This window comes from Flavobacterium panici (assembly GCF_903819335.1).
In the GTDB taxonomy this organism is placed as follows: Bacteria; Bacteroidota; Bacteroidia; order Flavobacteriales; family Flavobacteriaceae; genus Flavobacterium; species Flavobacterium panici.
The window spans coordinates 12,441-24,917 of record NZ_CAIJDE010000027.1 but is presented as its reverse complement, the minus strand read 5'-3'; the positions used below and the strand labels follow the sequence as shown (position 1 = coordinate 24,917).

Genomic DNA, 12,477 nt, shown 5'->3' with positions numbered 1-12,477 from the left:
ATATATTTATATAACCAAACATTTGAAAGGAATATATTGTTTAAATATGATGTTATAGCGCATTATTTGTGAAATTAATTCAATTATTTGTTTCAACGTGATGCAGAGGAAGTTAAAGGTTTAAAAAAACGAGAATATTTGTTTTGATTTTTAGAAATAAATAGTATTTTTGCAAAGTAATCTATTAACCCGATAGGGTAATAGGTTTTGAAAACAAATCGAATCATTTTAATATGGAAAGAGAACTGAAAATAAATACCGCCGATTCTTTTAAAGAAAAGCTATGGATTGGAATTCCTGTTGTTTTACTAGTAAGTTTATTAACTGTATTAATATACAATCATTACACTGAATTTTCGTGGAATGGATTTGTAGAAGGATTTAATGAAGAATTTTTGGTGTTTTTTGCCATTGGAGTTTTCGCTCAATTAGTTGACGGAACTTTAGGAATGGGTTACGGAGCAACTTCAACGTCATTTTTATTGGCTTATGGAGTTCCGCCGGTTGTAAGCAGTACGGCAGTTCACGTTTCAGAAATGTTTACAACAGGAGCGTCGGCACTTTCACATCACCGATTTGGGAACATCAATAAAAAATTGACAAAACATTTATTAATTCCAGGTGTTTTAGGTTCAATTACAGGAGCTTATTTATTGTCTGATGTAATTAATGGAGATGTTATTAAGCCCTTTATTGCAGTTTACATGATTATTTTAGCAGTTGTTATTATTAGAAAAGCATTGAAAAAAACAATTGTAAAGAAGAAGACGAAAAGATTAGGCGCTTTAGCTGTTTTTGGAGGTTTTATGGATTCGGTTGGCGGCGGAGGCTGGGGGCCAATTGTAACTTCAACATTATTAGGAAGAGGAAGAAATCCGAGATACACTATTGGTTCTGTAAATGCAGCTGAGTTTGCGATTTCATTTGCGAGCGGAATTACGTTCATGCTTTTTGGTGGAATTCACGGCTGGCAGGTAATCATAGGATTAATTTTAGGAGGCGTTATTTCAGCACCATTAGCGGCATATTTGGTAAACAAAATCAAAAGAAAACCAATGATGGTTGCCGTTGGGATTCTAATTATATTATTGAGTTTAAAAACATTATCTAAATTATTATAATTCTTTAGATTAGGAGAAAGAGATTATGAGTGCGATTATTGTACAAGAATTATTAGAGAAAACAAAAGATTTTTCGCTGGATCAAACCTTAGTTTATTTAGCAGAAAAATTTCCAGGAAAAGTAATTTTTTCCACTTCTTTTGGACAGGAAGATCAGGTAATTACAGATTTTATTGCAAAAAGCAATACTGATATTACTGTTTTTACCTTAGACACCGGAAGATTGTTTCAGGAAACTTACGACGTTTTTCACAAAACATTAAAAAAGTATAAAAGACCTATTGAAGTTTATTTCCCAGAAGCTGCGGCGGTAGAAAATCTTCTAAAAGAAAAAGGCCCAAACAGTTTTTACGATTCGGTAGAAAATAGAAAAGAATGCTGTTTTATTCGAAAAGTTGTTCCGTTAAGAAAAGCTTTGGCAGGAAACTCAGTTTGGATTACAGGTTTAAGAGCCGAACAATCAGAAAACAGACAGGATTTACATTTGTTTGAATACGATGGAAATTTCGAAATTATAAAGTTCAATCCGTTGCTAAAATGGACTTTAGAAGAAGTTGAAACGTATCTGCAAGAAAACAATGTACCTCAAAATGCTTTACACAAACAAGGTTTCGTAAGTATTGGCTGCGCACCGTGTACAAGAGCTATTTTCCCTGGCGAAGATATCAGAGCAGGAAGATGGTGGTGGGAATCAAGCCATAAAGAGTGTGGTTTGCATAGCGCTAAGAAAGAGTAGTTAGAGGCAAGAAGCAAGAGACAAGAAAATAGAGAATAGAATAAAGAATATAGATTTAAAGTTCCGAAGGAACGATCCATATTGTAGCGCCGGATTTTAATCCGGGGAAGAATAGAAAACAGAATAAATAGCGGAAAGTTTTAGACTAACTCACAACTTAAAACCTGAAACTTGAAACTAAAAAATATCAAACAAAAAACAATGAGTTCAGTATTAAAAACAAACGCTTTAGAGAGTGAAGCGATATACATTTTCAGAGAAGTAATTTCACAGTTTGACAAACCGGTTTTACTTTTCTCAGGAGGAAAAGATTCTATTACATTAGTGCGTTTGGCGCAAAAAGCATTTTTCCCTGCTAAGATTCCGTTTCCTCTATTGCACGTTGATACGGGACACAATTTCCCTGAAACAATCGCTTTCAGAGATAAATTGGTAGAAGAATTAGGTTTGGAATTAATCGTTCGTAATGTTCAGGATGCTATTGATGAAGGAAAAGTGGTTGAAGAAACTGGTAAATATTCAAGCCGTAACAGCTTGCAGACAACAACACTTTTAGATGCAATTGAAGAATTTAAGTTTGATGCTTGTATTGGCGGTGCACGTCGTGATGAAGAAAAAGCAAGAGCTAAAGAACGTATTTTCTCAGTTCGTGATGATTTCGGACAATGGGACGAAAAAAATCAAAGACCTGAATTGTTTGATATTTTAAATGGAAAAATTGAAAATGGACAAAACGTTCGTGTTTTCCCAATTTCAAACTGGACAGAATTAGATGTTTGGAGTTATATCGAAAAAGAACACATTGAGATTCCATCAATCTATTTTTCACATAAAAGAAAAGTTTTTTTGAGAGACGGTTTAATCTGGTCGCATTCTCCTTTTGTGTATCAGGAAGAAGACGAACAAATCGAAGAACGAATTGTTCGTTTCAGAACCGTTGGAGATATGAGTTGTACAGCAGCAGTTGAATCTTACGCAGCAACAATCGAAGAAGTTGTTGGCGAAATCAGAGAATCAACTATTTCTGAAAGAGGAGCCAGAATCGATGACAAACGTTCTGAAGCTGCAATGGAAAAGAGAAAACAACAAGGATACTTTTAATAATTGTTAATTGTTAATGCAATTCGGAACGAAATTTTAAAAGTAAAAATCAAGAAAACAAAAACATACAGATTTAATTTTTAGATAAAGTTTTTCAACAACTTGAAACCTGAAACTTGAAACAAAAAATTAAACCTGAAACAATATACAAGAATGGAAGTTTTAAAAATAGCAACAGCAGGAAGTGTAGATGACGGAAAAAGTACTTTGATCGGAAGATTATTGTATGATACAAAATCATTGACGACTGACAAAATAGAAGCAATCGAAAAAAGCAGTAAACAAAAAGGATACGATTATCTTGATTTTTCTTTGGCAACAGATGGATTAGTTGCAGAAAGAGAACAAGGAATCACGATTGACGTTGCGCATATTTATTTTTCGACTGCAAAGAAAAGTTACATTATTGCCGATACTCCGGGTCACGTAGAATATACCAGAAACATGGTTACAGGAGCTTCGACTTCTCAGGTTTCTATCATTTTGATCGACGCCAGAAAAGGCGTAATTGAGCAGACTTACCGTCACTTCTTCATCAATAATTTATTGAGAGTAAAAGAAGTTATTGTTGCGATTAACAAAATGGATTTAGTTGATTATTCGGAAGAAGTTTTCAATAAAATTAAAGCCGATTTTCAGGCATTAAATGCAAAAAGTACTTTCAAGGAACAAAATGTAAGTTACATTCCGTTAAGTGCAATCAACGGCGGAAACGTAGTTGATAAATCTGAGAATATGCCTTGGTACGACGGACAAACTGTATTGGAACATTTAGAAGGATTACATTCTCATGATGTTTTTGAAACAGGAAAAGCACGTTTCCCGGTTCAGACCGTTATTCGTCCAAAAACTGAAGAATACCACGACTTTAGAGGTTACGCAGGAAAATTATACGGAAACTCTATTAAAGTTGGAGATGCTGTAACGGTTCTTCCTTCTTTAACAGAATCAAAAGTATCTAAAATTCACTTTTTCGATAAACAATTTGACGAGGCCGTTGCAGGTTCTTCAATCACAATCGAATTAGAAAATGATATCAATGTAACGAGAGGTGATATGATTGTAAAATCAGACGATCTTCCAAAAATTGAAAAAGATATTACCACAACAGTTTGCTGGATGGACAGTAAAAAACTGGTTCCCGGAACTAAATATTTGGTACAACACAATACAAACAGAGTTTTAGCAAAAGTAGAAAGCATTAAAAATACAATTGCTACAGATTACTCAGGAACGACAGAAGCTTCTCAATTAGCAATTAACGAAATTGGAGAAGTAAGCATCAAATTAAGCAAGCCGTTATATTTTGATTCATACAACGAAAACAAATCAAACGGAGCTTTTATCTTAATTGATACAGCAACAAACACAACAGCAGGAGTAGGATTCATTCGCTAGTTTCACTGCTGTAAGCAATAAGCTTTAGGCTGTAAGCTTTTAGCAAAAAACGTATAAAAAGGCATGCAATAAAGCTTACGGCTTATTGTCTAAAGCCTAAAGCAAGAAAACACAAAGTTTAAGAAGCTTATAGCCTAAAGCTTAAAGCCTAAAGCATCAAAAAGAAATGGAAAGTTTTAGAACAGAAATAGAAAATCCGGTAGTTCAAAGAGAGATTATCGAATTAGAAAAAAAGATTCATTTATTCCGTGGAGGAAAAATTGATGATGAGCGTTTTCGTAGTCTTCGTTTAGCGCGCGGAATCTACGGTCAGCGTCAGGAAGGCGTTCAAATGATTCGTATCAAATTGCCTTATGGTAAAGTAACCAGCGAGCAATTAGTGCGTATCACACAAGTTTCTGATGAATATTCTACAGGACGTTTGCATATTACAACACGTCAGGATATCCAGATTCACTATGTGAGTTTAGACCGAACACCAGAACTTTGGGCAGATTTGGCCAAAGATGATATTACGCTTCGTGAAGCTTGTGGAAACACCGTTAGAAATATTACAGGAAGCGAATTGGCTGGAGTTGACGTAAACGAACCATTTGATGTTTCGCCTTATGCACACGGACTTTTTCAATATTTGTTAAGAAACCCAATTTGTCAGGAAATGGGACGTAAATTCAAAATTTCGTTCTCATCTTCAGACGAAGATACTGCTTTGAGTTACTTGCATGATTTAGGATTTATTCCGAAAATTAAAGACGGACAAAAAGGTTTTAAAATCATGTTTGGAGGAGGTTTAGGATCTCAGCCAGCGCATGCCGAATTGCTTTCAGAATTTGTTCCGGTGAACGAAATCATTCCAACAGCAGAAGGAATCATCCGTATTTTTGACAGATATGGAGAACGTGCCAAAAGAATGAAAGCGCGTATGAAATTCTTAATCAAAGAAATGGGAAGAGATGTTTTCCTTGATTTGGTTGAACAAGAGAAAAAAGCTATCGCTTTTGAAACATACGAAATAGATACAACAGCTTTTGACGGTCCAATTGCAGAACCAGTATTAGAAGTTCCGCAAGTTACAATCGAAGATACAGAAGCATATGAAGCGTGGAAAAATTCGAATGTAATCAAGCAGAAACAAGACGGTTATTATGCAATTGGAATCAAAATTTTATTAGGAGATTTTTATACCGATAAAGCAAGATTATTAGCCGCTTTAATTAAAAATTACGCAGCAAACGAATTACGTTTTTCATTGCGTCAAAATATTGTAATACGTCACATAAAAGAAGAGAATCTTCCTTTCTTTTATCAAGAATTAGCGAAGTTGGATTTTGTTCAGCTAGGATATAATTCAGTTGGAGATATTACGGCATGTCCGGGTACTGATACTTGTAATTTGGGGATTGCAAGTAGTACCGGTATTGCAGAAGAATTAGAAAGAGTTTTAACGGCAGAATATCCTCAGTATTTAAACAACCGCGAAATCGAAATTAAAATTTCAGGTTGTATGAATGCCTGCGGACAACATAATATGTCTGCAATTGGATTCCAGGGAATGTCTATCAACTCAGGAAAACTGGTAGCTCCGGCTTTACAAGTTTTATTGGGTGGAGGAAGATTAGGAAATGGCGCTGGACGTTTTGCTGATAAAGTAATTAAAGTACCTAGTCGTAGAGGTCCTGATGCATTGCGTACCATTTTAAATGATTTTGATGCTAACGGAAGCGGACAAAAATTCCTTGATTATTATGATACAAAAGGAGAAAAATATTTCTACGAAATCTTAAAACCTTTTGCAGATGTAACCAATTTAACAGAAGCTGATTTTGTGGATTGGGGTAACGCAGACAATTACGTAAAAGCAGTTGGAGTTGGAGAATGTGCTGGAGTTGTGATCGATTTAGTTGCGACATTATTATTTGAAGCGAAAGAAAAATTGATCCTGGCTCAGGAATCTTTCGACGAGAAAAAATGGTCAGATGCCATTTATCATGCTTACGCAGGATTTGTTAATGGAGCAAAAGCATTGTTATTGTCAGAAAACCAAAAAACAAACCATCACGCAGGAATTGTAGACTTGTTTGATACTGTTTTTATCGAAAACAATAAAATCGAATTAAACACAACTTTTAAAGATTTGGTTTACCAAATCAATAAAAATGAACCATCTGAAACTTTCGCTAAAGATTATATTGCTCAGGCAGTAGTTTTCTTTGATAAAATCGAAACTTTCAGAGCACAGGAATTAGCAAATGCATAATATAAAACCCAAAATAACTTTAGTCGGTGCAGGTCCGGGCGATCCTGATTTACTTACGCTGAAAGCTGTAAAAGCATTGGCTGAAGCGAATGTGGTTTTATACGACGCTTTGGCCAACGAAGAAATTCTGGATTACGCACCTAAAAATGCCATTCGAATTTTTGTTGGAAAAAGAATCGGAAATCATGCTTACACGCAGGATCAAATCAATCAATTGATTGTGGATAATGCGCTGACTTACGGACATGTAGTTCGATTAAAAGGCGGAGATCCATTTATTTTTGGAAGAGGAAGCGAAGAAGTGGAATTTGCAGAAAGTTTCGGAATTGAAACCATCGTAGTTCCCGGAATTTCTTCAGTAGTTGCCGTTCCTGCAAGTCAGGGAATTTCGATTACAAAACGTGGCGTTTCAGAAAGCTTTTGGGCGATTACAGGAACAACATCCGATAGAAAATTATCTTCAGATGTAGCTTTGGCAGCGCAATCTTCTGCAACCGTTGTGATTTTGATGGGAATGCACAAATTGCCTCAAATTGTAGATTTGTTTCAAAAAGAAGATAAAGGAAATTTACCCGTTGCGATCATCCAAAACGGAACAACAACAGAAGAAAAATTGGGAGTTGGAACAGTAGATTCGATTTTAGAAGTTGTAAAACAAAAAGAACTAGGTTCACCGGCGATTATTGTTCTTGGAGAAGTTGTGAGAGAAAGCAACAAACTAAAAGGATTTTACGAAGAATTTCTATCAAAAGAAATTACAAGATAAAGTTCCAAAGGAACGATTCATATTGTAGCGTCGGGTTTCAACCCGATGTTGCCAAAGAGGATCCGTTTTGATGTTAGCGTTCCGAAGGAACAATTCATATTGTAGCGTCGGGTTTCAACCCGATGGACGTATGGCAATAACGTTGAATTTTAACCCAATTTTGCCAAAGAGAATGTTCCGTTAGGAACATTTGGTCGGTAGAAAAAAATAAATGTTCCCAATAAAAATGTTCCGTTAGGAACAATTCGTTGGTAAATCATCTAATTTTGATTAGATGAAAATAAATTAAAATGGAACAAAACGAATTATATCCAATATTTCTAAAGCTTCACAATTTAAATGTACTGATTGTAGGTGGAGGAAATGTAGGTCTGGAAAAGCTTTCTTTCTTGCTAAAGTCAAGTCCGAATGCAAATGTTGAGGTAGTAGCAAAAGAATTTCATTTAGAAATTAAAGTTTTAGCAGAAAACCATCCTTCGATAAAATTGACAAAATCGAAGTTTAAAAAGAAAATGCTTAAAAAGCGACACATGGTAATTGCCTGCACAGACGATTTGAAAGTGAATAAAAAGATTTACGAATTATCGAGAAAACGTTATTTGATTTGCAATATAGCCGATACGCCAGATTTATGTGATTATTATTTAGGCGGAATCGTAACAAAAGGAAATGTAAAAATTGCTATTTCGACAAATGGTAAATCGCCAACAACAGCAAAAAGGCTTCGGGAATTTTTTGAAGAAGTAATCCCGGACGATATCAATCAAATGGTTGAGAACCTAAATGAATATCGTAAAACCTTAAAAGGTAATTTTGAAGAGAAAGTAAAAAGGATGAACGAGATAACCGATTCATTAAAGAATAAAGAATAGTAAAAAAAATCCGAAGAAACAATTTATATTGAAGCGTCGTCCCGATAGCAATCGGAACAATCTGATGGATGAACGACGAGAAATGAATAATGATAAAAATCATTGTCAGGAGAATAAATTATTCGTTTCTTTGTATTATTAAGAATGATTATAAACAACAACCATAATGATTAAAACAGATATACTTATAATTGGAGCAGGACCAACAGGTTTATTTGCCGTTTTCGAGGCAGGATTGTTAAAATTAAAATGCCACATTTTAGATGCTTTGCCTCAGCCAGGAGGACAGCTTTCAGAATTATATCCTAAAAAACCTATCTATGATATTCCAGGTTTCCCAGAAGTTTTAGCGGGAGATTTAGTTGATGGTTTAATGGAGCAAATTAAACAATTCGAGCCAGGTTTTACTTTAGGAGAGCGTGCAGAAACAATCGAAAAACAAGAAGACGGATCTTTCATTGTAACTTCAAACAAAGGAACTAAATTTCACGCGCCTGTTATTGCAATCGCTGGAGGTTTAGGAAGTTTTGAGCCTCGTAAACCACTTATTGAAGATATCGAGTTTTATGAAGATAAAGGAGTAAAATATTTCATCAAGAATCCTGAGAAGTTTAGAGATAAAAGAGTTGTAATTGCAGGAGGAGGAGATTCAGCGTTAGACTGGTCAATTTTCTTAGCAAATGTAGCTTCAGAAGTAACTTTAATTCACAGAAGAAACGAATTTAGAGGCGCTTTAGATTCTGTAGAAAAAGTACAGGAATTAAAAACAGCTGGAAAAATCAAATTAATAACTCCAGCAGAAGTTATCGGAATCAATGGTGCTGAGCACGTTGAATCATTAGATATCGAAGAAAACGGAGCACACCGTAAAATCGAAACGGATTATTTTATCCCGCTTTTCGGATTAACACCAAAATTAGGTCCAATTGGAGACTGGGGATTAGAAATCGAGAAAAATGCAATCAAAGTAAACAATGCATTAGATTACCAAACCAACATTCCGGGAATCTTTGCCATTGGAGACGTAAACACATATCCAGGAAAATTAAAGTTAATCCTTTGCGGTTTCCACGAAGCAACTTTAATGTGCCAGGCTGCATACGGAATCATCAATCCAGGTAAAAAATATGTATTGAAATATACAACAGTATCTGGTGTAGACGGTTTCGACGGAACTCGTAAAGAAGCACCAAAAGCGGTTGTGAAAGCGATTGTCTAGTTTCTGAGATTCTAAGTCCTAAGACACTAAGATTTCTATATAAAGCTCAAACTTTTAGTTTGGGCTTTTTTTAGCTTAATCCCTTAGAAACTTAGGATCTCAGAACCTAAAAAAACGTATCTTTGTAATTATAAATTTTGATAATCATGAATTTAGAAGCTAGAAAATATCAATTTATTCAAGAGTTGGCTAAGGTTGAAGATGAGCGCATTTTAGAGAAACTGGAATTGGTTTTGAAAGCAAATCAGAATGATTGGTTTGATGAATTATCAGAATCGGAGAAAAACGAAATTCAAATTGGAATAGATCAAGCCGAAAAAGGGGAAGTTGTAAGCCACGAAGATGTTATGAAAAGATTTTCAAAATGGCATTAAAATTTATTTGGACTTCACAAGCCGTAAAAGGTTTTAATAAAATTGTTGATTATCTGGAAGAAAAATGGACTAAAAAAGAGATTTTAAACTTAGAAGATAAAATCCGGCAAGTAATAAATCAAATCAATTTAAATCCCGATCAATTCCCAAAATCTGTAAAAAACGAATCTTTACATAAAGCAATTGTAGACAAAAATAATTATTTAGTTTACAGACTAAATAAGGAATCCAACACTATTGAAATTATCAATTTTAGAGGAACAAAACAAAAGCCTAAATACTAAGTGAAATATCAAGTTTCTAAGATTTTTATAGAAAGTTCAAACAAAAGTTTGAGCTTTTTTATTTTAACAAATAATAGTCTCCTTTTATTTAAAATATAGCCAGTGGTTGAACCACTGGAACGCAATCCATACACAATAAATGATTACAATACGAAAAGAATTATCACAATACGTTTCCCGTGGTTGAAACCACGGGCTATATTTGAAAAACAGGAGCCAAACTTTAAACTTAGCACCTCAGTCCCTTAGCACCTCAGAACCTTAGAAAAAAACATTTGCAAATCGTATGGCTATTTCATACCTTTGCACTGTTCTTAAAATTATTGTCAGTTATCACGAAAGGCGGAGGGATAGACCCGATGAAACCTTAGCAACCCTTTATCATAAAGAAGGTGCTAAATTCTACTTTATACAACATTTTCCAGTATTAAAGATAGATAACACAAATACATTACTCGTATTTCTCAAAACTTTTCCAGACAACTACAATATTTACTGAAACAGATTCTGTATCAGGAGCGAATCATTGGCGCATTTTTGCAGTCAATAGTTCCCGCTTTCGCCTATATCTCTCCATTTCATTGCGAGGATACCGGCTCAAACAAAGTTCACTGAACTCCTATGAAAATAGAAATTAAGTGAAGTAATCGGGGCTAATGAGCCAGCAATAATGCATTTTTGGTATTAATGTGAAAAATATCGAAGGTAAATAGAGCCTTCAAATTAAAAATAAAAAAAGCTTTGTGCCTTAGCGCCTTAGCGGCAAATACAAGATGGCAATAACAATTCAAGAAGCAATTAAAAAAAATATCCTAATCCTTGATGGAGCAATGGGAACAATGCTGCAGCGCTATAACTTCTCAGAAGAAGATTTCAGAGGAGAGCGTTTCAAAGATTTTCCGCATCCTTTAAAAGGAAACAACGATTTACTATCCTTAACACAACCGCAAGCGATCCGCGATGTTCATGCTGCTTATTACGAAGCTGGTGCAGATATCGTAGAAACCAATACATTCTCAGGAACAACAATCGGTATGGCCGATTATCACATGGAAGATTTGGTTTACGAGTTAAACTACGAATCGGCAAAAATCGCAAGACAAGTAGCCGATGAGTTTACCGCTAAAAATCCGGATAAACCACGTTTCGTAGCTGGTTCAATTGGGCCGACAAACCGTACAGCAAGTATGTCACCAGATGTAAACGATCCAGGTTACAGAGCCGTAACGTTTGACGATTTACGAATTGCATACAAAGAACAAGTAGAAGCCTTAATGGATGGTGGCTGCGATTTGCTTTTGGTAGAAACAATCTTCGATACACTAAATGCAAAAGCAGCACTTTTTGCGATCGAAGAAGTAAAAGAAGAACGTAATCTTGATATTCCAATCATGGTTTCAGGAACGATTACAGATGCATCGGGAAGAACACTTTCTGGACAGACAGTTGAAGCGTTTTTGATTTCAGTTTCACATATTCCGTTATTAAGTGTAGGATTCAATTGCGCTCTTGGAGCCGATTTATTGAAACCATATTTAAAAACATTAGCGCATAATACAAGTTTTAATGTTTCGGCGCACCCAAATGCAGGATTGCCAAATGCATTCGGACAATACGATGAAACACCAGAACAAACTCAGGCTTTCATTAAAGAATATTTAGACGATAATTTAATTAACATAATTGGTGGCTGTTGCGGAACAACTCCAGATCATATTCGATTGATTGCAGAAGTGGCGAAGGATTATAAACCCAGAGTTGCTCCGCTAATTGCCTAAGCGTTTTCGTTTCCTGCAAGGTTTTCAAAACCTTGTAGGTATAAATTTGTTGATGAATAAAAAGTAGAAATCTACAAGGTTTTGAAAATTTTGAATGTAATGAAGATTTTGAAAAGTAAAAATGATTAAAGAAGACATATGAATGGCTAAAGAAATAAATTGGAAAGCAATTGTCTTTTTTATATTAATAGGTCTTTTAGGGTTATCGATATATTATCATAAGGATGATTATTCTAATCGTAGAAAGTCATTCAAAGGAGAAGCTATAGGACTTTCGACTAGATTTAAATATGGACGGAAGGTTACTTATTTACAATATTATTTTTATTTGGATAAAAAAATAATTTCAAAGATTTCAGTAGAAAAGTATGATCCAACACTTTTAAACAAGTTTTACAAAGTGAAATATCATTTGAATAAACCAGAAGAAAATGATCTCATTTTAGAAGAGGAATTGCAACCTGACTCGATTACACTAGTCAAAGCGGGTTTTACCAAAACAAAATATTATTTCTATGATGCTGGAGTAACATGCAAATACATAGAAAAGTCAAAATGGAAGTAAAATTTC

Annotated in this window: 12 protein-coding genes and 1 riboswitch; all 12 genes read left to right on the top strand. The window is 34.8% G+C overall.

Annotated features, from left to right (window positions below):
- Positions 1 to 233 precede the first annotated feature (233 nt).
- The 12 genes from FLAPXU55_RS02425 (at position 234) to FLAPXU55_RS02370 (ending at position 12,471) form a co-directional block, all read left to right on the top strand.
- Complete coding sequence (locus FLAPXU55_RS02425) at positions 234 to 1,121, top strand: sulfite exporter TauE/SafE family protein (protein ID WP_180856418.1); 888 nt, start codon at positions 234 to 236, stop codon at positions 1,119 to 1,121.
- 25 nt (positions 1,122 to 1,146) lie between these two features.
- Positions 1,147 to 1,857 (top strand): phosphoadenylyl-sulfate reductase, encoded by a 711-nt coding sequence (locus tag FLAPXU55_RS02420; protein ID WP_180856417.1) that lies wholly within the window; start codon positions 1,147 to 1,149, stop codon positions 1,855 to 1,857.
- 201 nt (positions 1,858 to 2,058) lie between these two features.
- Positions 2,059 to 2,958, top strand: coding sequence for a sulfate adenylyltransferase subunit CysD (cysD, locus tag FLAPXU55_RS02415; RefSeq protein ID WP_035645595.1), 900 nt, complete (start codon positions 2,059 to 2,061; stop codon positions 2,956 to 2,958).
- A 153-nt stretch (positions 2,959 to 3,111) separates the two neighbouring features.
- The gene (locus tag FLAPXU55_RS02410) at positions 3,112 to 4,356 is read left to right on the top strand and encodes a sulfate adenylyltransferase subunit 1 (RefSeq protein WP_180856416.1); all 1,245 of its coding nucleotides are present in this window, start codon (positions 3,112 to 3,114) and stop codon (positions 4,354 to 4,356) included.
- Between the two features lie 166 nt (positions 4,357 to 4,522).
- On the top strand, positions 4,523 to 6,613 hold the full coding sequence (locus FLAPXU55_RS02405) for a HEPN domain-containing protein (protein WP_180856415.1): 2,091 nt from the start codon (positions 4,523 to 4,525) through the stop codon (positions 6,611 to 6,613).
- Positions 6,606 to 7,379 carry a uroporphyrinogen-III C-methyltransferase gene (gene cobA / locus FLAPXU55_RS02400; protein ID WP_180856414.1) on the top strand — a complete coding sequence of 258 codons (774 nt, stop codon included), beginning with the start codon at positions 6,606 to 6,608 and terminating at the stop codon, positions 7,377 to 7,379. The genes FLAPXU55_RS02405 and cobA overlap by 8 nt, the downstream gene beginning before the upstream one ends.
- Before the next feature lie 290 nt (positions 7,380 to 7,669).
- On the top strand, positions 7,670 to 8,251 hold the full coding sequence (locus FLAPXU55_RS02395) for a precorrin-2 dehydrogenase/sirohydrochlorin ferrochelatase family protein (RefSeq protein ID WP_180856413.1): 582 nt from the start codon (positions 7,670 to 7,672) through the stop codon (positions 8,249 to 8,251).
- Between the two features lie 166 nt (positions 8,252 to 8,417).
- On the top strand, positions 8,418 to 9,470 hold the full coding sequence (locus tag FLAPXU55_RS02390; protein WP_180856412.1) for an NAD(P)/FAD-dependent oxidoreductase: 1,053 nt from the start codon (positions 8,418 to 8,420) through the stop codon (positions 9,468 to 9,470).
- 146 nt (positions 9,471 to 9,616) lie between these two features.
- On the top strand, positions 9,617 to 9,844 hold the full coding sequence (locus tag FLAPXU55_RS02385; protein ID WP_053470103.1) for a hypothetical protein: 228 nt from the start codon (positions 9,617 to 9,619) through the stop codon (positions 9,842 to 9,844).
- The gene (locus FLAPXU55_RS02380) at positions 9,835 to 10,128 is read left to right on the top strand and encodes a type II toxin-antitoxin system RelE/ParE family toxin (RefSeq protein WP_180856411.1); all 294 of its coding nucleotides are present in this window, start codon (positions 9,835 to 9,837) and stop codon (positions 10,126 to 10,128) included. Before FLAPXU55_RS02385 ends, FLAPXU55_RS02380 begins: the two co-directional genes overlap by 10 nt.
- Positions 10,129 to 10,455: 327 nt before the next feature.
- Positions 10,456 to 10,572: riboswitch (SAM riboswitch) on the top strand.
- A gap of 329 nt (positions 10,573 to 10,901) precedes the next feature.
- A complete protein-coding gene (locus FLAPXU55_RS02375; protein ID WP_180856410.1) occupies positions 10,902 to 11,906 on the top strand; it encodes a homocysteine S-methyltransferase family protein in 1,005 nt (334 codons plus the stop codon).
- Positions 11,907 to 12,048: 142 nt separating this feature from the next.
- Positions 12,049 to 12,471 (top strand): hypothetical protein, encoded by a 423-nt coding sequence (locus FLAPXU55_RS02370; RefSeq protein ID WP_180856409.1) that lies wholly within the window; start codon positions 12,049 to 12,051, stop codon positions 12,469 to 12,471.
- Positions 12,472 to 12,477: the final 6 nt, after the last annotated feature.

Excerpts from the sequence above, each read along its gene's own strand:
- FLAPXU55_RS02425 (WP_180856418.1), top strand. The coding sequence starts at position 234 with ATGGAAAGAGAACTGAAAATAAATACCGCCGATTCTTTTAAAGAAAAG.
- FLAPXU55_RS02420 (WP_180856417.1), top strand. The coding sequence starts at position 1,147 with ATGAGTGCGATTATTGTACAAGAATTATTAGAGAAAACAAAAGATTTT.
- cysD (WP_035645595.1), top strand. The coding sequence starts at position 2,059 with ATGAGTTCAGTATTAAAAACAAACGCTTTAGAGAGTGAAGCGATATAC.
- FLAPXU55_RS02410 (WP_180856416.1), top strand. The coding sequence starts at position 3,112 with ATGGAAGTTTTAAAAATAGCAACAGCAGGAAGTGTAGATGACGGAAAA.
- FLAPXU55_RS02405 (WP_180856415.1), top strand. The coding sequence starts at position 4,523 with ATGGAAAGTTTTAGAACAGAAATAGAAAATCCGGTAGTTCAAAGAGAG.
- cobA (WP_180856414.1), top strand. The coding sequence starts at position 6,606 with ATGCATAATATAAAACCCAAAATAACTTTAGTCGGTGCAGGTCCGGGC.
- FLAPXU55_RS02395 (WP_180856413.1), top strand. The coding sequence starts at position 7,670 with ATGGAACAAAACGAATTATATCCAATATTTCTAAAGCTTCACAATTTA.
- FLAPXU55_RS02390 (WP_180856412.1), top strand. The coding sequence starts at position 8,418 with ATGATTAAAACAGATATACTTATAATTGGAGCAGGACCAACAGGTTTA.
- FLAPXU55_RS02385 (WP_053470103.1), top strand. The coding sequence starts at position 9,617 with ATGAATTTAGAAGCTAGAAAATATCAATTTATTCAAGAGTTGGCTAAG.
- FLAPXU55_RS02380 (WP_180856411.1), top strand. The coding sequence starts at position 9,835 with ATGGCATTAAAATTTATTTGGACTTCACAAGCCGTAAAAGGTTTTAAT.
- FLAPXU55_RS02375 (WP_180856410.1), top strand. The coding sequence starts at position 10,902 with ATGGCAATAACAATTCAAGAAGCAATTAAAAAAAATATCCTAATCCTT.
- FLAPXU55_RS02370 (WP_180856409.1), top strand. The coding sequence starts at position 12,049 with ATGGCTAAAGAAATAAATTGGAAAGCAATTGTCTTTTTTATATTAATA.